The following is a 22225-nucleotide window of genomic DNA, read 5'->3' on the forward strand; positions in this document are numbered from 1 at the left end:
ACTGGGCTATAAATTTTATTTACCTAGCACTTTGATACTGCTGTCCGTCTGCGCCGGTTTCGCAGAAATAACGTTAGCGCGACTATCGCGACCATCTTGCCAAAAACACATATTGGCGTACTGTTCGAACAAATCCGGCGGTAAAACAGTTGCGCGACGCTCCAGCGCCACTTTTGGACGGATGCGATGCAAGCCGGACAGACCCAAATTATTATCAAACTCAGGGGCGTCGTACTCGACCTGGGTATAGTTATGTTCGAAAGGCGTCTCGCCCAAAAAACGATAAATCAAGGGCAATACTTTGTCCGGCGCCTGGGCGAGCAGTTCGTAATCGACCACCAGTAACGCCGCCGCCTGTTCGCCGTAAAAAGCCTCTTTCAGCGCTGACCACGAAAAACCCACCAGCCGATTGCGCTGAGCCAAAGTCTCTACTCGACTATAAACCGTGTTGCGTTCCACATCGTCATTAAACAACAAGGTATTTTCGTAAGGATTGCCGCGATATAAACGCTCGATGCTATCCATAATCCAAGCTACGTTGCGCACACAAGCGATGATCTTGGCGTCGGGAAACAAATCCAAAATCGCGGGTAATTTAGCGCACCACAGACGGTTGGTATCAAACACAACGGTCTTGTCGGATTGATCGGCATAATAATTTTCAAACAAGCCGGTTAATAAGCGGCGACGCTGTTCGACAGTAACCACCGGCCCCCATTCGCTACCAGCGCTGACCTGGTTCAACAAACCTGAAAACAAAGCACCTACAGGACTGCTCATGCCAGCATAGAGGTTTGGGTTTTGCCGTAATATAGCCGCTAGCAAGGTAGAGCCGGAACGGGGTAAACCGGATATAAAATGGTACCGATGGCTCATTCGCTATATGGCATATCAAGATTAGTTTTTTGAACTATTGGCACACCGAATTCCAAAGCTTAAGAAATTTAGGTCTCACCTTAGACAGCATATTGAATGCTGTCAAACTGAAGCAATAAAATTTCAGACCAATACGATCTAGCGATCATGCTTATCCGACATGCTCTGTGAAAAACATTTAGGTACGCTTCGACCAGGTTTTAGTCAATGCCGATTCTGCGTGCGCCAGTTTTCGACAATGCCTTCCACATCCAGATCATCCGGGCCTTCGCGCCAGCTGGTGTAGTAATCGACATCGTTACTCTTCGGTTCCGGATTGGGCCGGTAGATTTGTACTCTGGTCGGTAATGGCGCGGCCTCGCCAAGCACTAACGCTTCACCCCGGCCAAGCGAGCTGAGAATATCGGCCAAGTCGCCTTCCGCCTCCGGTACCAAGCCACGAATGTATTGCTGGTCGTCGGGGTTGGTGGTGCGTAGGCAAATAAACGAACTGCATTGCGCCAGCATGGTTTCCGACAATTCGGTGGGTCGCTGACTGACCACGCCGATGGACACGCCATATTTACGACCTTCCTTGGCTATCCGTTCCATCATTTTCTTGGTGCCGTCGAATTGCCCGCCCTTTTCGCGCGGGATATAGGCATGGGCTTCCTCGCAGATCAACGTGATCGGAAACTCGCGGCGGCGCGGATTCCAGTAATTGAATTCATACGCAAGTCGGCCGACTTGCGCGGACACCGCCGGCCGCACGTCGGTAGGTACGGAGCTGAGATCGACGACGGTGATGTTGGCTTTTTTTTGCCCCAGACCGACGAATTGCCTGAGCAAATCCGCCATGCTGGCGGAGTTGTTACGCTTTTTGGGTTTTAATAAAAAGTCGTAACGCACGTCGTTGAAACGGCTTTGCATCGTCACCAGAAATTCGTCGAACTGGCCGAATAACGCACCCTTGGTTTTACCGAAATCCTTGCGCTCCTCGTTGGCGGCCTTGAATTGCATATACATTTCCGCCAGCGAAAAATAAATCGGCGTGTCTATCGACACCACGCCCAAACCAATGGCTTTGGCTTCCTTGCGTTTGAGTTGTTGCAGCACTTCGCGCATGAAAGACATCTGCATCGAAGCGCCTCTGTCGTCTCTATCGATGAATAAGTCCACCAACTCGGCGTAAGACATCATCCAGTACGGCATCTCCAAATCCATCGCATCCACGTAGTTGACCTGCTCTTCGGGAAACGCCGATTCGATACTGCCGTCCGGGCGCTTCCAGCAATATTCGCCGTGTAGATCCAGCATGATCATATGGGTTTTCGGCATCGCCCGCATCGTGTGCTGAATCAAGCTGGTCACCGTCCAGGATTTACCGGAACCGGACTGGCCGATAATCGCAAAATGCCGGCCAAACAGCGCGCGCGGGTCCAGGCTCAAGTGATAATCCTTGTGACTGGCTAACTGGCCAATGAAGAATTCGTAATCGCGAAATTTGGAAAAAATTGCGTTGATCTCGCTCAGTCCCACGGCATATACCGCCGCGCCGGGTGTCGGATAGTGGCGCACGCCACGAATGAACACATTGTTTTCGTTCAACTCGCCAACCGGGATCAAGGCAATAAAGCGGTCGGTAGCGCGATTGCCGGCAGCGTCAAACCGATCGCGTTCCCACATCTTGAACACCAGCGCCAGCACACCGATATGCGACTGGCGGATCACCACATAGGAACCGATATGGCCGGCCAGTATTTCTTCATCGCCGAGCTTGATGATAGGCGCCGCTGTCGAATGTTCTTCGGTAATACGGGCATCCATACCGTCGCCTCTGACTTCGGTTAAATGGCCGATCAGGATATTTTGCGTTTGCTGCGTCATGATGTTCTCTCTGGTAAAGCCGCTGGGCTAAGCTTAGACGATTTTTAAGGTCCGTCCCGGCGACAGCAGACTAATCATCCGCCAGGGACAGAGCAGCGGTTTTGCGCCAAAATGGCAAACAAATCCCTACAAACGCGACAACATGGCTCCACGCCGGTAATAGTAAGTCGTTGAACATTTGGCACTTTTGACTGACAAAGCCTTACGGTCTGATTATTGCTGTCATCAAACCGGCATCATTTAATATTGCACAAGAGGTGAATATGAAAATCAGCATACCCAAGGAAATCAAACCTAACGAAAACCGGGTATCGGTGGTACCGTCCGGCGTTGCTGCGTTGGTGAGCGCCGGCCATAGTGTCACTATGGAGAGTGGCGCCGGCGTTGGTGCCGGCTTCGAAGACGCGCTATACCAGGCCGCCGGCGCGCAGTTGGTGGACGGTCCGGAACCGGTATGGGCCTCCGCGGAGATGATCATCAAGGTCAAGGAGCCGATAGAACCGGAATGGTCGCGGATTCGTCCCGGACAAACGCTATTTACCTATTTTCACTTTGCCGCCAACCGCCCGTTGACCGAGGCGCATCTGGCTTCCGGCGCCACTTGTATTGCTTATGAAACAGTGCAATTGCCGTCCGGCGAATTACCCTTGCTGACGCCGATGTCGGAAGTGGCCGGCCGGCTGGCGGTGCAGGAAGGCGCGCATTATCTGGAAAAGCTCTATGGCGGCCGCGGCATGTTACTCGGCGGCGTACCGGGGGTATTACCGGCCAAGGTTCTGATTCTAGGCGGCGGGGTTGTCGGCACGCAGGCGGCAAAAATGGCCGCCGGTTTGGGCGCGCAAGTCACGGTAATGGATTTGTCGCTGGAGCGTCTGCGCCAACTTAGCGACATTTTGCCGGCCAATGTGCAGCTATTGTTTTCAAGCCGTCATGCCATCCTGGAACAAATTCGCACAGCAGACCTGGTCATCGGCGGCGTATTGGTCACCGGTGCGGCCGCGCCCAAATTGATTCGCGCTGAAGATTTAAAATTGATGCAAGCCGGCGCAGTCATCGTCGATGTCGCGGTGGACCAAGGTGGTTGCGTGGAAACCACCCATCCCACTACCCACGCCGATCCGATTTATATAATCGACAACGTCGTGCATTATGCAGTCGCCAATATGCCCGGCGCGGTACCGCGCACCTCGACACTGGCCTTAACCAACGCCACCCTGCCCTATGCCCTGCAACTCGCCAACAAGGGCTGGCAACAGGCGCTACGCGAGAATTCCGCGTTGCTAAAAGGGCTAAACATCGTGGCCGGTAATGTTACTTGCCAAGGGATTGCCGACGCGTTTGGCTTTAATTATTTGCCGCCGGATCAGTTCCTGAGCTGAACCAAGCACCCAGTCCGGCCGGAATACCTAGTAAACACCCCCGGTAAAGCCAGGGCTTCCGCGTTTCTGCTGGACTCCACTTTGTCAGATTCTAAAAGGTGATCATGATTCCGGCAGGGATTGCCGAGATCGAGGCAGTATGAATGGGGCCGACGTTTGACTGAATGCCCGCGGCTAGGCGGGCATGACAGTATTTGCTTAAATCCCACAAACTAAAATTAACCTGTGTTGGGAAGACTTACCGCTCTTTATCGGGTGATCAAATCGAAACCAACTCGGAGCCTTAAACTCAGATCACTTTAGAGAACTGCTGCTGTTTCTGCGCCAGGTATTTGTCAAACACCATGCAGATGTTACGGATCAACAGGCGGCCGGCGGTGGATATGTGAATGCCTTCGGCGTCTAAATCCAGTAAACCATCGGCTTTCATCAGCCGTAGGTTTTCCAGCTCGGGCGCAAAATACTCGGCAAAGTTGATAGCGAACTCGGCCTCGATTTTGCCGAAGTTGAGATCGAAATGGCAAATCAACTGAGTGATCACCGCTCTGCGCAACTTGTCGTCTTCATCCAAATCCACGCCGCGAAACACCGGTAATTTACCTTGCGAGATGGCCGCGTCGTATTCGTCCAGTTCCTTGTAGTTCTGCATGTAGGCATCGCCGACCCGGCCGATGGAGGTCACGCCCAAGCCCACTAAATCGCAGTCGGAATGGGTGGAATAGCCTTGGAAGTTGCGATATAGCTTGCCTTCGCGCTGCGCCACGGCCAGTTCGTCATCGGGTTTGGCGAAATGATCCATGCCGATGTACACGTAACCGGCATCGGTCAATTTCTGGCCGACCATTTGTAGGATTTCCAGCTTCACCGCCGCTGTCGGCAAGTCGCTGTCGTTGATTTGCCGCTGGGTTTTGAAGCGGCTGGGCATGTGCGCGTAGTTAAAGATCGAAAAGCGATCCGGCGCGTAGGCCAGGACTTGGTCCAACGTGGTGGCGAAGGTTTGCTCGGTTTGCAAAGGCAAGCCGTAGATCAAATCGATGTTGGTGGAACGGAAGCCTTCTTTGCGGGCGGCTTCCAACACCGCGAAGGTTTGTTCCTTGCTTTGCAGGCGGTTCACGGCTTTTTGCACGTCCGGATCGAAATCCTGCAAGCCTAAACTGATGCGGTTAAAACCCAACTCGCGCAGCTGGGCGATGGTCAAATCATTGGTTTCGCGCGGATCGACTTCGATGGAATATTCGCCGCTGTCGTCGTCGCGCAAATTGAAATGTTGACGGGTGGTGTCCATCAACTGTTTCATTTGCTCGTAGCTTAAAAAAGTGGGCGTGCCGCCGCCCCAATGCAATTGATTCACCGGGCGGCTGTTATCGAACAACTTGCCCTGCATAGAAATTTCCTGGCAGAGGTTTTCCAGATACGGCACGGCGTGCGCGCGATTCTTGGTGACGATCTTGTTGCAGGCGCAATAAAAACACACCGTGTCGCAGAACGGGATATGAAAATACAGCGACAGCGGCCCACCGGCGGCATTGGATTTTTGAATATGCTGTAAATATTCGACTTCGCCGAAGCCTTCGTGCAATTCCAAGGCCGTGGGATACGAGGTATAGCGCGGACCGGACTTGTCGTAGCGTTTGATCAAGTCCAGGTCGAATTTAATTGATTGATCCATTACTGCACTTCTTGATTGATGGTGATGCTGACGCTGGGATTACCCGACACCGCATCCAGTTGCGCCGTACCCAGCAAATCGCCGGGCTGCGACATCGCATTACCGGTTTTGGAAATCCGGGCGACGATGCGTAGCTGCTTGAAATCGGCCAGATGGGTTTGCGGTTGCATCGCCACGCTGTCGTTCAGCACCACACTGGCCGGCAGATCGGATACCTGTTTACGGATGATCGCCAATGGCATTTTTGGACCGCTAATGGCTTGCGCGTAGATAAAGACAGTGTGTTGAGGCTCCACTTTGGTTTTTAAAGCATCGTCCATCACTACTTTCACCTGAATATCAACTGACCCGGCCGATGATGCGGCGGCCTGCGGCTTTTGCTGTTCGGCCTTTGCCATTTGGATCATTTTCTGCAATTGTTGCTGGCTTTCGTTATCAGCAGGCAGCAAACCGGAGAGTTTCTGCCAATAGCCTATCGCTTGCGCGAAATCCCCGGCTTCGGCTTTAGCCATCCCGGCTAGCCATAGGGCGGTGTGATCTTCCGGCAGCAACTTCAAGGCCTGAAAAACCAATTCGGCAGGTTCGCCGGCCATTTGCCCGTTACGCGCCATCGCCAAAGCGTCGGCGTAGTGCAACATCACAGCAGGATCGTTGGGCTTGCGTTTGTTCAACTCGGCGAAGACATCGGCGGCGTTTTGGTATTGCTGCATGTAAACGTATGAGCGACCCAGCATCATCCAGCCTTCCAGATCATCCGGCTGCTTTTTAAGCCGCTCTAGTAACTGGTTGACCATGTTTGCCACATTGTCCGCAGTTTTTTGATTGCTACGCACCAACTCTTCTTTAGCTAATGCCTGCGGTTCACCCAACATGCCATATAAAAACAGGCTCATGAGCGGCAAGCCAAGCGCGATGAGCGGCACTACCCATCGCCCGGTTTTAGGGTTTGCCGCGACGACCACCGGCCCTTCAAGGTCGTCCAGCAGAGTTAACTGTAGTTCGCGATATTGCCCATCATATTGATCTTGCGACAATACCCCGTTTTGCAATTGCAATTTAAGTTCGGCGAGTTGTTGGCGGGCTATGCTGGTATTGCGTTGCTCGCCATCAGCGGTGCGTAGCGGCGTCAGTTTAAACAACGGCGGCAACAACACCAGTAAGGCCAGCGCCACTAAAACGGCTATGATTAGCCAAAACTCAAGATTCACGCGTCGTCACCTTTGTCCAGAATGCTATCGAGCTTGGCCTGCTGTTCTTTACTTAACGCTGCCTCAGTGCCAGTGGGCTTGCTGCGCAATACCCACACTGTCGCCAAACCGATCACTAAGAACAGCACGGGGCCTAGCCAAAGCAGCATGGTTTTGAGTGATAAAGCCGGTTTGTACATCACGAAATCGCCGTAGCGGTCAGTCATGAAATCGACGATGTCTTGGCGGGATTTGCCTTGTTGCAGCATTTCATAAACTTGGCGGCGCAAGTCCTTGGCCAGATCGGCATTGGAGTCGGCAATGGTTTGATTTTGACAAACCAGGCAGCGCAGTTCGGAAATCAGGGTTTGATACGCCTGTTCTTGCTCGGGTTGTTTGAAATCGCGGTATTCAATGTCGGCGCGAGCTTGATACACCAGCAGCGATAACATCAGGGCATAGAGAAACTTCATGCGCTTTCCGCCTCCAATTGTTGAATCCAGGGCAGAAAGACTTTTTCCAGATCGCCCGGTTGCACCGGCCCGGTATGCTTGTAGCGGACAAGACCGCGTTTATCGATGACAAAGGTTTCCGGCACACCGTAAACGCCGTAATCTATGCCGGTGCGACCGTCAGCGTCCATCACGCTGACGTTATAAGGGTTACCGTGTTTACTCAGCCAGCCATTCGCGGCCTGTATTTCGTCTTTGTAGTTCAAACCCACCAGCAGCACTTTATTTTGTTTGGCCAGCTCGATCAATAAGGGATGTTCTTCGCGGCACGATACGCACCAAGACGCCCAGACATTCAACAACCAGACTTTGCCCTTAAGATCAGCTTGGCTCAGGCGTTGCTCAGGCGTCGCCAGAATCGGCAAATTAAAGGCGGGCGCCGGTTTATCGATCAGCGGCGAAGGGATTTCGCGCGGGTTAAGGTTTAAACCTATCGCCAAAAAAACCGCCAAGGCGATGAACAAGAACAGCGGTAACAGATACTTCATTAACTTTGCGTAAGAGGTTTGTTAAGCAAACGATAGCGGCGGTCGCTAGCGGCAATCAAACCACCCAGCGCCATAAACACCCCACCCATCCAGATCCAGCGGATGAAGGCTTTGTAGTACACCCGCAAACTCCAGGCGCCTTGTTTGTCTAAAGGCTCGCCCAAGGCCACGAATAAATCGCGGAATACACCGGCATCGATGGCCGCTTCAGTCATCGGCATGGTTTGCACCCGGTAAACGCGTTTTTGCGGCGACAATTCGGCGACGGTTTCGCCGTTATGGCTGACAGTCAAATAAGCTTGCTCGGCCCGATAGTTAGGACCTTCAGTGCTTTTCACGCCATGAAACTGAAACACATAACCAAATAAATCCAGGGTTTCTTCCGGGGCCAAACGGACGTCGCGTTCGATGCTATAGACCGAGGTGTAGGTAATCCCGATCACAAATACCGCGATCCCCAAATGCGCCACGGTCATACCGTAAAAACCGGCCGGAATTTGTTGCAAGCGTTGCCAGGACCAGCTTTGCAGGCGTTGTTTGAACGCCAGACCGGTAATCGCCACGGTCCATAACGCAAGGCCGGTTCCCAAGGCGGCTCCCCAGGAATAAAACGGCATCAATAACGGCGTCAATAAAGCCAGGGCCACGCAAGCGGCTATCAGCCAACGTACCCGCAAGCCCAGCGCTTTCAGGTCGTCGCTTTTCCAGCGCATCAACACGCCAAGACCAACCACCAAGGCCAATGGCGCCATCAGCGGAATGAAGACGGCATTGAAATACGGCGGGCCAACTGACAATTTACCCAAGCCCAAAGCATCCACCACCAGCGGATACAAGGTCCCCAGCAAGATACTGGCGGCGGTGACCACCAAAAGTACATTGTTGACAAGCAATACCGATTCCTTTGAGACCAATTCAAAGCGGGCGTGACTTTTTACTTGCGGGGCGCGGATCGCGTACAACAGCAATGAACCACCGACCACCACGGCCAGGAAGATCAGGATAAACAAACCCCGCGCCGGGTCACTGGCAAAGGCGTGTACCGAGGTCAACACTCCGGAACGCACCAGGAAGGTGCCCAGCAAGCTCAAAGAAAACGCGAAAATCGCCAGCAACACGGTCCAGGTTTTGAATACGCCACGTTTCTCGGTGGCGGCCAAGGAGTGAATCAATGCGGTGCCAACCAGCCAGGGCATAAATGACGCGTTTTCGACCGGGTCCCAAAACCACCAGCCGCCCCAGCCCAATTCGTAATAAGCCCACCAGCTACCTAGCGTGATACCCACGGTCAAAAACATCCAAGCGATGTTAGTCCAAGGCCGCGACCAGCGTGCCCAAGCTGCATCCAGCCGACCTTCCAATAATGCGGCGATGGAAAACGCGAAGGCCACAGAGAAGCCGACATAGCCCATGTACAACATCGGCGGATGGATGGCCAAGCCTGGATCTTGCAGCAATGGATTCAAATCCCGGCCTTCGGCTGGAAAAGGAAACAAACGCTCGAAAGGGTTGGATGTCAGCAATAAAAACAAAATAAAGCCGATACTGACCAACCCCATTACCCCCAACACGCGAGCTCGGGTGGCATCGGGAATGTGCTGGCTAAAGGCCGCGACTAGTGCGGTCCAAATCGATAGAGTCAAAGCCCATAGTAATAAAGAACCTTCGTGCGCGCCCCATACCCCGGAAATAAGATAAATCAGCGGCAGTGCGGTATTGGAGTTTTGCGCAACATAAGCCACGGAAAAATCATGGCTGATGAAGCTGGCGGTCAAGCAGCCGTATGCCAAACCCATGAATAGCAATTGCCCGAACGCGGCAGGTCTGGCGACATGCACCCAGCCGGTGATCGATTTGGCTGCGCCGAAGATCGGCAAGACGCCTTGTACAATCGCCATGCACAAGGCCAGAATTAAGGCGAAGTGGCCGATTTCAGGGATCATGGTTGCGCCGCCGGTTTTTTCAAGCTGCCAGCCACTTCCGGCGGCATGTAGTTCTCATCGTGTTTGGCCAGCACTTCCTCGGCCACGAACACGCCGCGCCCATCGAGGGCCCCCTTAGCGACGATACCCTGCCCTTCCCTAAACAAATCCGGCAAGATACCTGAATATTCCACCGTCACTTCCTTTTCGAAATCGCTGAGTTTAAAGCGCACCAACAAATCGGCGTTGGGCCGCTCCACACTGCCTTTCACCACCATCCCACCCAAGCGAAATACCGCGTTGTTCGGCGCTTTACCGGCAGCAACATCGCTGGTGGAGAAAAAATACATCAGGTTTTCGTTAAAGGCTTTTAACGCAAATGTTGCGGCCAAACCTAGGCCCGCCAACATCAGGATGATCAGAAACAAGCGCTGTTTTCGGATTGGTTTCATCGCGCTTGTGACCGTTTTTGTTTGATGGTGAGTTCACGTAGCAGTTGTTTGCGCTGCAACACCGGCATTACGATATTGACCACCAACACTAATGCAGTCACGCCGTAAGCCGGCCAAACGTAGACGGCGTAACCGCCCATGTATAAAAAGCTTTCCCAGCTCATGTTTGTTTCTCCAACAGCGCCTTCACCCATTGCGAGCTGGTTTCGCGCTTCAGTAATTCCAGCTTGGCGGCCTGTAATACCGCAATCAGATAATAGAATTTGAAAGCCACCGCCATCAGCAACAGGGGTACCAACATGCTGACGTGTATGGAAGGTTTATCCATTTTGCTGACCGTCGGGCCTTGATGCAGCGTGTTCCACCATTGCACCGAGTAATGGATAATCGGGATGTTCACCACGCCCACCAGTGCCAGAATCGAGACCGCTCGCGCCGCCGCCCGCTTTTCTTCAATGGCGCCGTACAAACTGATCACACCCAGATACAAAAACAACAGGATCAATTCTGAGGTTAAGCGCGCATCCCATACCCACCATGTGCCCCACATGGGTTTACCCCACAGCGATCCGGTCACCAAAGCAACAAAGGTAAAGCCGGCGCCAATCGGCGCACTACTGATCAGCATCACCTCTGCCAGTTTCATGCGCCAGATCAAAGCGATCCCGCCCATTACCGCCATCAGCACGTAAATAAACAAGGACATCCAGGCCGCCGGCACATGGATATAAATGATCCGGTAACTATCGCCCTGTTGATAATCGGTAGGCGCCAGATAAAGCCCGCCATACAGGCCAGCACCGAGCAACACTAGAAAAATAACCGTCAGCCAAGGGATGAAGCGATCCGCCAAGGCATAAAAATACGGTGGCGACGAAGTACGATGAAAAAACCGGCTAACCGGTGCAGGGATCCAAGACATCAATTAACACTCATTTTTAACGCGGCGGCCGTTGGCAACGGCACCAGTACCAGTGCCGACAGCAACATAGCCAATAAAATATTCAACTGGGCGTCGACCGGCAAGCCGCTGGCTGCCCTATCGACAGCGCCGCTAGCGAAGATCAGTACCGGCACATACAAAGGCAAAACCAGTAAAGACAACAACATGCCCCCCCTGCGCAAACCGACTGTCAACGCCACGCCGATGGCGCCGATCAAGCTCAGTAGCGGAGTAGCTAAGATCAACGTCAGCCATAAAGTTCCCATCGCTTGCTCGGGCAAGCCCAAAAACACCGCCAGTAACGGTGCTACCAGCAATAAAGGCAAACCGGTAACCAGCCAGTGGGCGATGATTTTGCCCAATACCAAGATCGATAAGGGCTGCGGACTGAGCAACATTTGCTCCAGCGAGCCGTCATCAAAATCGCTACGAAACAAGCCATCCAAGGATAACAAGGCCGCCAATAATGCAGAAACCCAAATCACACCCGGCGCCATAGCCCGCAATAAATTAGGTTGCGCGCCCACCGCCAGCGGGAATAAGGTCACCACTAACACGAAAAAAAATAGCGGATTGGCCATTTCCGCGCGACGTCGAAACGCCAGCAACAAATCACGGCGAATGAGCGCCCAAAAAGCCTGAACTATTGGCATGCTTGCAGATGGATGCGTTTCAGATTGAGATCGGCCATGCTTAGATCGTGGTGAGAGGTCAAAACAGCCATACCGCCTTGGGCAATATGCTCGGCCATCAGCGATTCTATCAATTTGATGCCTTGCCTATCCAATGAGGTGAAAGGTTCGTCGAGTATCCACAGCAAATTATGCGTAATCAACAAGCGAGCCAAGGACAGGCGCCGCTTTTGGCCCGCTGAAAGGGTATGCACGGGATTGTCGTCGAATCCGGCCAGCTGCACTTTGTCCAAGGCTTGTTCGATGCTGTATTTACCGGCGCTGCCCAGCGCCAACGCAAACTTAAGGTTTTCCAACACGGTCAGTTCCTTTTTTGTGCCGTCGGCGTGACCGACATAAGCCATGTCGTCGTAATAACTACTGTCGGCGATTTTGCTGCCGCACCAATATATGTCACCGGCATCGGCTTCTCTAAATCCGCATAGGATGCGCAATAGAGAGGTTTTGCCGCTGCCGTTGGCGCCTTCCAGCAATAACACTTCCCCGGGGTGCAATGCGAAACTCAGATCGGAAAACAACAAACGCTCATCACGAAAACACGATAACTCACTGGCTTGCAGCGAAGCGTGTTGCGAGTTTTCCATTCATCCATCCTTAGGCTGACACATTACGAGGGGCGCTATCTTATCATTAAGCCCGGCATAGTTCGCAATTTGCCGACAGAGAAAATCTTCCCAATTATGCGATAATCGGGCCCGTTTTGATTTATCGCAGATACCGGAGATTTTGCATGACCGCATTGATAGGCATCATCATGGGTTCCACCTCGGATTGGGAAACCATGCAACATGCAGCGCAAACCCTAGAACACCTTGATATTCCGCATGAAGTGGAAGTGGTTTCGGCCCATCGCACCCCCGACAAGTTGTTTAAATATGCGGAAACTGCGGAAGGCAAAGGTTTGGAAGTGATCATAGCCGGCGCCGGCGGTGCCGCGCATTTACCGGGCATGACAGCCGCTAAAACCGCGCTGCCAGTATTGGGTGTGCCTGTGCAATCAAAAGCATTGAACGGTATGGATTCTTTATTATCCATCGTGCAAATGCCGGCCGGCATTCCGGTGGGCACCTTGGCCATCGGCAAGGCCGGTGCCATCAATGCCGCATTGCTGGCCGCCGCGATTATCAGCAATAAACATCCGCAATACCGCCCAGCTCTGGATGCGTATCGTCAACAACAAACCGACAGCGTGATTGCTACCCCCGACCCAAGACAGGTGGCAGGATGAAAATTGGCATTTTGGGTGGCGGCCAGCTCGCCAGAATGATTGCCTTGGCCGGTTATCCGCTGGGATTGAAATTTATCGTCCTCGATCCCGATCCCAATGCCGGTGCTGCCGGTTTAAGCGAACATCTGTTAGGAGCTTACGACGACCCGGACTTATTGGCGGAACTGGCCGAGAAAGCTGACATCGTCACTTACGAATTCGAAAACGTGCCTGCGCATGTCGCCGAATTCCTGTCCAGCCATACCACTGTATACCCACCCGCCGGCGCGTTGGCCGTTGCACAAGACCGCCTTCTGGAAAAGAATTTCTTCAAAGACTTGGGTATTCGCACCGCACCGTTCGCGGCCATCGATAGCCTGGTAGATTTACAAAAAGCCATGCCATACATCGGCTATCCGGCTATTTTGAAAAGCCGGCGCATGGGCTATGACGGCAAAGGCCAGGTGGTTATAAAATCGGCCGACGAACTGGAATCAGCCTGGCAAAGCATGCAAGGCGCCGCCTCCATCGTCGAAGGTTTCGTGCCGTTTCAGCGCGAAGTGTCGATTATCGCGGGCCGCAGTCCATCCGGCGAAATTGCCTACTACCCTTTGTCTGAAAATCAACATCGCGGCGGCATTTTGCGCGTTGCCGAATGTTGCGCTAACGATCCCGAACAAGCGATTGCCGAAAAGTACGTCAGTTTATTGCTGGAAAAACTGGATTATGTTGGCGTGATTGCGCTGGAATTATTTGACCTGAATGGTGAGTTATTGGCCAACGAATTCGCGCCGCGCGTGCATAATTCCGGCCACTGGACGATAGAAGGCTCGGAAACCAGTCAATTCGAAAATCACTTGCGAGCGATTCTGGATTTACCGCTGGGCTCGACGAAACCGCGCGGTTATGCGGGCATGGTGAATTTTATCGGTGGTCTGGCCGACGACTCGTTACTGCTAAACATCCCCAACGCGCATTTGCATCTTTACGATAAAACCCCGCGCAAGGGCCGAAAAGTGGCGCATGCCACGATCAGAACCGATTCTGAAACCACCTACCGGGAAGCGTTGCAGCATTTGGCCGATCTGGCGCTGGCTGTCGACGAATCATGATCTCTTAGCTTGAATCTGGGCGGTTTTGGCATGCAAACCAAAATCGCTCCGCAAAACATAGAGGCCACAACCATGAAAAAAATTTTGTTCTTGTTGTTCATATTGGCCGGCATCGCCATCGCGGCATTTGTAATTTTTAATCCTGCCCCTGCCACCTATAAATCGCAAGGCGATATTCCTTATTCCGACTTCATCCAGGATGTGCGCGGCAAAATGGTAGCCGAAGTGGTGATCGACGGCCGAGCCATCGATGGCCTGAGGCATAACGGCACGCGTTTTACCGCATATAGCCCCGGCGATGTGACGGTGATAGACGATCTATTGCAGAACGGTGTAAAGATCGTCGTACAAAGACCTTTAACCCAATCGACATTCATGCAGGTGTTTTACTCCTGGGCGCCGACCTTTTTGCTGATTGGGGTATTGATTTATTTTATGCGTAAGCAACTGCTGGGTGCCGGCGCGCAAAACAATTTCGGTAAAAGCCGAGCTAAGTTGATGACGGAGAATCAGGTAAAGGTCCGTTTCAACGACGTTGCTGGCGTCGAGGAAGCCAAGCAGGACGTCGCGGAACTGGTCGATTTTCTGAAAGCGCCGGGCAAATACGAAGCCTTGGGCGGTAAAATCCCCAGAGGCGTGCTGATGGTCGGCCCTCCCGGCACCGGTAAAACACTGCTGGCGCGGGCGATTGCCGGGGAAGCCGGTGTACCTTTTTTCTCGATCTCGGGTTCTGACTTCGTGGAAATGTTTGTCGGAGTTGGCGCATCCAGAGTGCGCGATTTATTCGTGCAAGCCAAAAAACACGCGCCATGCATCATTTTTATCGACGAAATCGATGCGGTCGGCCGGCAGCGTAGCCCTGGCAATATGGGCGGCACGGAAGAGCGCGAGCAAACCCTGAATCAATTATTAGTGGAAATGGACGGCTTTAGCGGCAACGAAGGCATCATCGTCATCGCCGCCACCAACCGCATCGATGTATTGGATAAAGCCTTGCTGCGCCCCGGACGGTTCGACCGGCAAGTGCAAGTCAGCCTACCGGACATTAAAGGCCGCGAGCAAATTCTCAGGGTACATTCCAGCCGAGTACCCTTAGCCGATGACGTCAATTTGAATGATCTGGCGCGCGGCACGCCGGGATTTTCCGGTGCCGAACTGGCCAATCTAATCAACGAAGGCGCCTTATTCGCCGCCCGCAATAATCAGCGGGAAATCACGATGAACGACCTGGATAAAGCCCGCGACAAAACCATTATGGGCGCGGAAAAACGCACGATGATTATGAGCCGCGAAGACCTGTTGATGACCGCCTACCACGAAGCCGGTCACGCCATCGTCGGTCGCCTGGTACCGGAGCACGATCCGGTTTACAAAGTCAGCATCATGCCGCGCGGCGGCGCGTTGGGCATCACGATGTTTTTGCCGGAGCGCGATGAATACAGCGCCAGCAAGGACAAATTGGAAGGGCAAATCTCCAGCTTGTTCGGCGGCCGAGCCGCGGAAGCGCTGGTTTACGGTAAGAATAAAGTCACCACCGGCGCGAGCAACGACATTCAGCGCGCCACTCAATTAGCCCGCAACATGGTTACCAAATGGGGGTTATCCGATAACCTGGGGCCGTTGGACTACGGCGATAACGAAGGCAGCTACTTGGGACCGCAAGCCAAACCCATGTCGGAACACATGGCGCGCTTGATTGATCGGGAGATCAGGTTAATTGTCGACAATAATTATCTTAGAGCCGAAACCCTACTGAAGGAAAATATCGATATTCTGCACAATATGGCGCAAGCCTTACTAGACTGGGAAACATTGGACAAACATCAGATAGATGAATTGATGCAAGGGCGAACTATCGCTCCGCCAGCGCCTGATGTAAAACAATCACTGGACGCTGGGAACACACCAGCGCAGTAGTACGCTTTTTTCACCGAGCAGAACTGGTTTCTGTCAGATATACAGCGGGGCCATTCTGCGCCAGTAGTGCCCCTGATGCGCGCGACCTTCCCATTCATACAAGGCGTGGGGAATACCCTTGGCTGCTAATATGTGACTTAACTCATGATTGTTCTGCAAAAACGGATCTTCCTTACCGATCACCAAAGTAATTTCCATTTGCTGCAAATACTTTAATTGCGCTTCGCAGTTCAGGTTTGGTAGAAAGTGCGTTGGCGTGTGGAAATAGACATGATCGTCGTAGTAGCCGTCGAACAGGTTTTTGAAACACTCCACTTCCAGCGTCAAATCGAAACGACCGGAGAAGGCTACTAATTTTTTAAACAAATGTGGATGGCGGAAAGCAATATTAGCCGCATGATAACCGCCCAAACTACAGCCGTGAGCAATGACGCAGGGGTGCGGATTCTTCAGGGCCATGAACGGCATGATTTCGTTCAATATGTAGTCTTCGAAAAACATGTGCCGCTGAATACGGTCTTTCGGCCGCCGCCAAAAACAGTAAAAAGTTTCATGATCAATACTGTCAACACAGTACAGTTGTATGTGTCCCGCTTCAATTTTATTGCGTAACCGTTCGACGATGCCGAGGTTCTCGTACTCGTAAAAACGGCCGTCGCGAGTCGGAAAAATCAGTACTTTGGCCCCGGCGTGACCGAAAACCAGGAACTCCATGTCGCGACCCAGGCGCGGGCTGTACCAGTGGTGATATTCGCGATTCATAATCTAAAGCGACGATTCCCCGAAAAAACTTTGCAGCTCCGCAATCAGCTGCCGCTCCTGATCATGTTGGCGCGGATAATCAAAATGCCCCGCATCCAATATAAACAAATGTTTGTCCGCGGCCCATGCATTGTAGATCGCAAATTGTCCGGGTGGCGCTACGACCGGGTCGAATAATGCGACTGCGGCATGCAAGGGCTGCAATGCATAACGCGCCGAAACAGCGGCATCATAATAGGCTAATGTGTCAAACACATTATGGTGAGATTGACTATAGGCTTTCAAAGCCGCGGCACTGCCGCTGGTAGGCAAACTTAAACGCAAGGGTTGGTTGCCAAAGGTGGGCACATTTAAGTGCACTCTCTTGATTCTGGCGTCCCATGGCGCGGCCAATGCTCCGATTCCGCCACCAAAGCTAATGCCCATATAGCCGATCTTATCCGCGTTTGCCGGATAACGCTCGGCCAGAACGGTTACAGCCAGCCAGAGATCTTCTACACAGCCGCCGATCACGTAATGATTAGGATCATCGATGTCTTGCACGACATGTTGATTCGGCTGTTCCGGCAAGCGCTCGCAGCGGCTGCGAGATATGCCGCGAAAGCAAGGAAAAAGTAAGGCTGCCCCCGGTATGTTGAGATGAAAATCGGGTTGCTCTCTGCCGCCATAACCATGGCCGACCACTATGCTCCGAGTAATGGGTTGCGCATCCGGCTCAAGCAGCCAGCCGGCAATATGAAAATCATCGGTAGACCGATAGCTTATGTCATAGATCCGGTAGCCCCCGCGCTGGCATTGGTAATTAAGAGAAAATTGCGGAGAGACCGTTAAGGCTTTTTGATATTTATCCCGCCAAAATCGACTGAAATCGGCAGGCTCTTGCGGCGCCGGAACGCTTAACAAATCGTCGAGACCGTAGCCATAGCCAGGATCATAGCTGTAATAATGATCGAATAAGCTCACTGGCAAATCTGTCTGGTCAAATTTTGCTTAGGTCCGTATGCAAGCCTAATTCGCAATGGAACAACGACAATAAAGTGGCGACGAATGCCGCCACTCGAAAATCATCTAAAGTTAAACACCATTCACATATTGTGTGGGTTGTGTTGGATTTTGAATTCAGCATTCGCCGTCAATCGACGATTTTGAATTTTTCTCTGGAAGCATCAACCATATCCCGCAATTCCTTTCCGGGTTTAAAATGCGGCACATGCTTTTCTGTTAAGGACACTGAATCGCCGGTTTTGGGATTACGCCCTAATCGTGCTGAACGATGGTGTAATGAAAAACTGCCAAAACCTCTAATTTCTATCCTATCGCCACTTGCTAGAGTATCGCTCAAGTGGTCAACAACGCATCTGACTGCCAATTCAACATCTTTAAGCGCGAGATGAGGCTGCTTTCGTGCCAGCATCTCTATCAATTCTGATTTTGTCACATCCAGCCCTGAATAATCAAAAAAGGGTGACATGACCCAGTCATGTCACCCTTGGAGATGGTTTTACTACTTGTCCATTTGTTTAAAGATATCGCCTAATGTGGCTGTGCCAGCATTTTGAGACGAGTAATCTTTAATGGCATTAGACTCTTCTTCGACATCTTTCGCTTTGATAGACAAAGAAATAGATTTAGTCTTTTTGTCAACACCGACAAATTTGGCTTCGATTTCTTCGCCCTCTTTCAACAGGGTACGCGCATCTTCGACGCGGTCACGTTGAATTTCAGAAGCGCGCAAGTAGCCTTCGACGTTATCGGCCAAAGTCACAATCGCACCCTTAGCATCGATTTCTTTGATGACGCCTTTGACTAAGCTGCCTTTTTCATGCACAGCAATGTAGTTTTGGAAAGGATCTTGCTCTAACTGTTTGATACCCAGCGAAATACGCTCGCGCTCGGAATCCACAGCCAAAATCACAGTCTCGACTTCATCGCCTTTTTTGTAATTGCGAATAGCTTCTTCGTCGTTCTCGTTCCAGGAAATGTCGGACATATGAACCAAACCGTCAATACCGCCGTCCAGGCCGATGAAGATACCGAAATCGGTAATCGATTTGATTTTGCCGGAGATTTTGTCGCCTTTGTTATGTGTAGCGGCAAATTCGTCCCATGGATTCGAACGGCATTGTTTCATGCCCAGCGAAATACGACGACGTTCTTCGTCGATTTCCAGAACCATAACTTCAACTTCATCACCCAATTGCACAACTTTGGATGGGTTGACGTTTTTGTTGGTCCAGTCCATTTCGGATACGTGCACCAAGCCTTCAACACCTTCTTCGATTTCCACGAAGCAACCGTAGTCTGTCAGATTGTTAACTTTACCGAACACGCGAGTGCCGGCTGGGTAACGACGAGCAATATTTTGCCATGGATCTTCATCCATTTGTTTCATGCCCAACGATACGCGAGTTTTGTCTTTATCGAATTTCAGGACCTTAACTTTAACTTCCTGACCGATTTCTACGCACTCGGACGGGTGACGTACGCGGCGCCATGCCATGTCGGTAATGTGCAGCAGACCGTCAACGCCGCCCAGATCGATAAACGCACCGTAATCAGTGAGGTTTTTAACGATACCGGTAACAATCGCGCCGTCTTGCAGCGTTTTAACCAATTCTTCGCGCTCTGCGCTGTATTCGCTTTCGACCACCGCACGACGTGACAACACGACGTTGTTGCGTTTTTGATCGATTTTGATGACTTTAAATTCCAGATCGCGATTTTCCAGGAAAGCGGTATCGCGGATAGGACGCACGTCAACCAGAGAGCCTGGCAAGAAGGCGCGTAATGCACCGACTGCAACGGTGAAACCGCCACGTACTTTGCCGTTGATACGGCCGACGATGGTTTCTTGGGTTTCAAAGGCTTTTTCCAGTTCCGCCCAAGCTTTGCTTTTCTTGGCTTTATCACGGGAAAGAAGAGTGGCGCCCAGGCCATCTTCGAATAAATCGAGAGCAACCTCAATTTCGTCGCCTACGTTGACCTCTAGGTCGCCATCGGCATTCAGAAATTGCCATTTAGGAATGACCCCTTCTGATTTGGCTTGTGTGCTGACGATAACAAATTCGTTTTCGATATCAACAACGGTACCAATTAGCATTGCGCCAGGACGCATTTCGGTCTTGGCATAACTCTCTTCAAACAACTCTGCAAAGCTTTCGCCCATCTCTTCTTTCCCAAACTTGCTAAGACTCAAGCAAGCTTTCTCTTCTCTGAATTAAAATAAAGTCACCGATAATAATTCGATAACCACCAATAGCCTCAATTGACTAAATTTACTACCTGCTCAATCACTTGCTGAATAGTCAAACTGGATGAATCGATATAATGCGCGCCTTCCGGCACGGTGAGCGGAGCAGTAGCTCGCTGCTGATCGCGACAATCGCGTTCTTCTATTTCCCGAGTGATTTGGGGAAGGTTAGCATCAATCCCCTTTTCAATCAACTGTTTATATCGTCTAAGCGCCCTTTCCTCGGCACTGGCGGTGAGATAAACCTTGATTTTGGCATCCTTAAAGACAACGCTGCCCATGTCTCGACCATCTGCAACCAAGCCCGGAAGTCTTTGAAAATCCTTTTGTTTTTGCAATAGCACTGCCCTCACCTCAGGATACGCGGCAATGATGGATGCGGTATTGCCGGTGGTTTCGGAGCCAAGTTGGCTAGTAATATCGGCGCCATCAAGCTTAACGATCAACTCTTCGCCACAATCGAATTCTAACGACATAGCTTCAGCGACTCGGCAAATAGCGGTTACGTCCGATAACTCGACACTGGATTTTAAGACTGCTACAGCCAACGAGCGGTAAATCGAGCCGCTATCTAGATAATTCCACCCCAAAAGTTTTGCAACGGCACGGCTAACTGTGCCTTTGCCGGCGCCGCTGGGGCCGTCTATGGTCAATACCGGTACTTGCATGTTAAAAGCTCGTCAGTACCAAACCCAGCTTGGTCGCCAAGTCGCGGAACTCCGGAAATGAAGTATTCACGTTCGCACAATCCTTGATTGTGATCGATCCGGAAGCACGCAAGCCGGCAATCGAAAACGACATAGCGATACGGTGATCGCCATGGGATTCGACTTCGCCGCTACCGATATGGCCACCGCCATTAATAACCATACCGTCTTTGGTCGGCTGGGCATCAACCCCTAGAATTTGTAAACCATCCGCCATGACTTGAATGCGGTCTGATTCCTTAACCCGCAACTCCTCCGCACCAGTCAATACAGTTTGGCCTTCGGCACAAGCAGCGGCCACAAACAATACCGGAAACTCATCGATCGCCAGCGGTACCAAATGCTCAGGAATATTGATACCTTTCAATTGGCTGGAACGCACCCTGAGATCGGCAACCGGTTCGCCACCCACTTCTCTTTCGTTCAACACTTCAATGTTAGCGCCCATCAACCTCAAAATATCAATGATGCCGGTACGGGTTGGATTAATACCGACGTGACGCAAGGTCACATCGGAATCGGGCGCTATACTGGCGCCGACCAGAAAAAACGCCGCCGAGGAAATATCGCTGGGCACATCAATACGCGCCGCAGTTAACTTGCCTTGGTTAGTGATGCGCGCGGTACTGCCTTCGCGCGTGACCGGGTAGCCAAAACCGTTCAACATGCGCTCGGTGTGATCGCGGGTTGGTGCAGGTTCGGTGACGCTGGTCTCGCCTTCGGCATACATGCCGGCAAGCAACAAACAGGATTTGACCTGGGCGCTGGCAATCGGCATATCGTAATGAATGCCTTGTAATTTGCCGGCTTTACCTTTGATATGCAGCGGCGCGGTGCCGTTTTCCTGGGTAATAATCTCGGCCCCCATCAATGCCAACGGCGCGGTCACCCGTTTCATCGGCCGCGATTCCAGCGACTTGTCGCCAGTCAACACCGTATCGAAAGGCTGACCAGCCAACAAACCACTCAGCAATCGCATGGAGGTACCCGAATTACCCAAATACAAAGGCGCTTGCGGTGCTTTTAAGCCGTGCTTGCCAACGCCATGAATTGTCACTTCCCCATTAACCGGCCCTTCAATCTTCACGCCCATGGACCGGAAGGCTTCTAAGGTAGAAATAGCATCTTCAGCATTCAAAAAACCGGTGACATGCGTGACGCCTTCCGCTAACGAGCCCAGCATGATGGAACGGTGCGACATGGATTTATCGCCAGGCACACGGATTTCGCCGCGCAAGCTACCGCCCGGCTGCACTTGAAAAGTAATGGTTTGTGACATGTTAA

Annotated in this window: 22 protein-coding genes; 4 read left to right on the forward strand and 18 right to left on the reverse strand. The window is 52.0% G+C overall.

All coding sequences use genetic code 11. The annotated features are described in order from the left end of the window. Window positions 1–15: 15 nt before the first annotated feature. Both G006_RS0101755 and G006_RS0101760 read right to left on the reverse strand, forming a co-directional pair. Complete coding sequence (locus G006_RS0101755; protein WP_026146777.1) at window positions 16–876, reverse strand: sulfotransferase family protein; 861 nt, start codon at window positions 874–876, stop codon at window positions 16–18. Between the two features lie 204 nt (window positions 877–1080). Next, window positions 1081–2742 (reverse strand): ATP-binding protein, encoded by a 1662-nt coding sequence (locus G006_RS0101760; protein WP_020481438.1) that lies wholly within the window; start codon window positions 2740–2742, stop codon window positions 1081–1083. A 263-nt stretch (window positions 2743–3005) separates the two neighbouring features. Between G006_RS0101760 and ald the strand changes: the two genes are divergently transcribed. Further along, the gene (gene ald / locus G006_RS0101765; protein ID WP_020481439.1) at window positions 3006–4121 is read left to right on the forward strand and encodes an alanine dehydrogenase; all 1116 of its coding nucleotides are present in this window, start codon (window positions 3006–3008) and stop codon (window positions 4119–4121) included. 289 nt (window positions 4122–4410) lie between these two features. On the opposite strand, the gene hemN is transcribed toward ald, so the two are convergent. From hemN to ccmA, 10 genes are read right to left on the reverse strand one after another with little or no spacing between them, the layout of a single operon-like run. Next, a complete protein-coding gene (hemN, locus tag G006_RS0101770; protein WP_020481440.1) occupies window positions 4411–5790 on the reverse strand; it encodes an oxygen-independent coproporphyrinogen III oxidase in 1380 nt (459 codons plus the stop codon). After that, complete coding sequence (ccmI, locus tag G006_RS0101775) at window positions 5790–6998, reverse strand: c-type cytochrome biogenesis protein CcmI (RefSeq protein ID WP_020481441.1); 1209 nt, start codon at window positions 6996–6998, stop codon at window positions 5790–5792. The genes hemN and ccmI overlap by 1 nt, the downstream gene beginning before the upstream one ends. Beyond that, window positions 6995–7450, reverse strand: coding sequence for a cytochrome c-type biogenesis protein (locus G006_RS0101780; protein ID WP_020481442.1), 456 nt, complete (start codon window positions 7448–7450; stop codon window positions 6995–6997). The genes ccmI and G006_RS0101780 overlap by 4 nt, the downstream gene beginning before the upstream one ends. Beyond that, window positions 7447–7977, reverse strand: coding sequence for a DsbE family thiol:disulfide interchange protein (locus G006_RS0101785; RefSeq protein ID WP_020481443.1), 531 nt, complete (start codon window positions 7975–7977; stop codon window positions 7447–7449). Before G006_RS0101785 ends, G006_RS0101780 begins: the two co-directional genes overlap by 4 nt. Then, window positions 7977–9920: a heme lyase CcmF/NrfE family subunit gene (locus tag G006_RS0101790; protein WP_020481444.1), complete on the reverse strand. Its 1944-nt coding sequence runs from the start codon at window positions 9918–9920 to the stop codon at window positions 7977–7979. Before G006_RS0101790 ends, G006_RS0101785 begins: the two co-directional genes overlap by 1 nt. After that, window positions 9917–10351: a cytochrome c maturation protein CcmE gene (gene ccmE / locus G006_RS0101795; RefSeq protein ID WP_020481445.1), complete on the reverse strand. Its 435-nt coding sequence runs from the start codon at window positions 10349–10351 to the stop codon at window positions 9917–9919. The genes G006_RS0101790 and ccmE overlap by 4 nt, the downstream gene beginning before the upstream one ends. Next, the gene (ccmD, locus tag G006_RS0101800) at window positions 10348–10515 is read right to left on the reverse strand and encodes a heme exporter protein CcmD (protein WP_020481446.1); all 168 of its coding nucleotides are present in this window, start codon (window positions 10513–10515) and stop codon (window positions 10348–10350) included. Before ccmD ends, ccmE begins: the two co-directional genes overlap by 4 nt. Then, complete coding sequence (locus G006_RS0101805) at window positions 10512–11273, reverse strand: heme ABC transporter permease (protein WP_020481447.1); 762 nt, start codon at window positions 11271–11273, stop codon at window positions 10512–10514. Before G006_RS0101805 ends, ccmD begins: the two co-directional genes overlap by 4 nt. Next, window positions 11273–11947: a heme exporter protein CcmB gene (gene ccmB, locus G006_RS0101810; protein WP_020481448.1), complete on the reverse strand. Its 675-nt coding sequence runs from the start codon at window positions 11945–11947 to the stop codon at window positions 11273–11275. The genes G006_RS0101805 and ccmB overlap by 1 nt, the downstream gene beginning before the upstream one ends. Beyond that, window positions 11938–12570 carry a cytochrome c biogenesis heme-transporting ATPase CcmA gene (ccmA, locus tag G006_RS0101815; protein ID WP_020481449.1) on the reverse strand — a complete coding sequence of 211 codons (633 nt, stop codon included), beginning with the start codon at window positions 12568–12570 and terminating at the stop codon, window positions 11938–11940. Before ccmA ends, ccmB begins: the two co-directional genes overlap by 10 nt. 146 nt (window positions 12571–12716) lie before the next feature. Between ccmA and purE the strand changes: the two genes are divergently transcribed. The 3 genes from purE to ftsH all read left to right on the forward strand — a co-directional run bounded on the left by purE (window position 12717) and on the right by ftsH (window position 16222). Beyond that, the gene (gene purE, locus G006_RS0101820; RefSeq protein ID WP_020481450.1) at window positions 12717–13214 is read left to right on the forward strand and encodes a 5-(carboxyamino)imidazole ribonucleotide mutase; all 498 of its coding nucleotides are present in this window, start codon (window positions 12717–12719) and stop codon (window positions 13212–13214) included. Beyond that, window positions 13211–14305 carry a 5-(carboxyamino)imidazole ribonucleotide synthase gene (locus G006_RS0101825; protein ID WP_020481451.1) on the forward strand — a complete coding sequence of 365 codons (1095 nt, stop codon included), beginning with the start codon at window positions 13211–13213 and terminating at the stop codon, window positions 14303–14305. The genes purE and G006_RS0101825 overlap by 4 nt, the downstream gene beginning before the upstream one ends. Window positions 14306–14377: 72 nt before the next feature. Further along, window positions 14378–16222 carry an ATP-dependent zinc metalloprotease FtsH gene (gene ftsH / locus G006_RS0101830; RefSeq protein WP_051067697.1) on the forward strand — a complete coding sequence of 615 codons (1845 nt, stop codon included), beginning with the start codon at window positions 14378–14380 and terminating at the stop codon, window positions 16220–16222. A 33-nt stretch (window positions 16223–16255) separates the two neighbouring features. On the opposite strand, the gene G006_RS0101835 is transcribed toward ftsH, so the two are convergent. From G006_RS0101835 to aroA, 6 genes are all read right to left on the reverse strand, one after another. Then, window positions 16256–16984, reverse strand: coding sequence for an esterase family protein (locus tag G006_RS0101835; RefSeq protein WP_020481453.1), 729 nt, complete (start codon window positions 16982–16984; stop codon window positions 16256–16258). A gap of 3 nt (window positions 16985–16987) precedes the next feature. After that, window positions 16988–17947, reverse strand: a complete 960-nt coding sequence (locus G006_RS0101840) for an acetylxylan esterase (RefSeq protein WP_020481454.1) — start codon at window positions 17945–17947, stop codon at window positions 16988–16990. Window positions 17948–18116: 169 nt separating this feature from the next. Beyond that, window positions 18117–18422: an integration host factor subunit beta gene (locus G006_RS24670; protein WP_033193988.1), complete on the reverse strand. Its 306-nt coding sequence runs from the start codon at window positions 18420–18422 to the stop codon at window positions 18117–18119. 66 nt (window positions 18423–18488) lie between these two features. Further along, window positions 18489–20150, reverse strand: a complete 1662-nt coding sequence (gene rpsA, locus G006_RS0101850; RefSeq protein WP_020481456.1) for a 30S ribosomal protein S1 — start codon at window positions 20148–20150, stop codon at window positions 18489–18491. 95 nt (window positions 20151–20245) lie between these two features. Continuing rightward, window positions 20246–20902: a (d)CMP kinase gene (gene cmk / locus G006_RS0101855; protein WP_020481457.1), complete on the reverse strand. Its 657-nt coding sequence runs from the start codon at window positions 20900–20902 to the stop codon at window positions 20246–20248. A gap of 1 nt (window position 20903) precedes the next feature. After that, complete coding sequence (aroA, locus tag G006_RS0101860; RefSeq protein ID WP_020481458.1) at window positions 20904–22220, reverse strand: 3-phosphoshikimate 1-carboxyvinyltransferase; 1317 nt, start codon at window positions 22218–22220, stop codon at window positions 20904–20906. Window positions 22221–22225 lie beyond the last annotated feature (5 nt).

This window comes from Methylomonas sp. MK1 (genome assembly GCF_000365425.1).
Taxonomy (GTDB): Bacteria; Pseudomonadota; Gammaproteobacteria; order Methylococcales; family Methylomonadaceae; genus Methylomonas.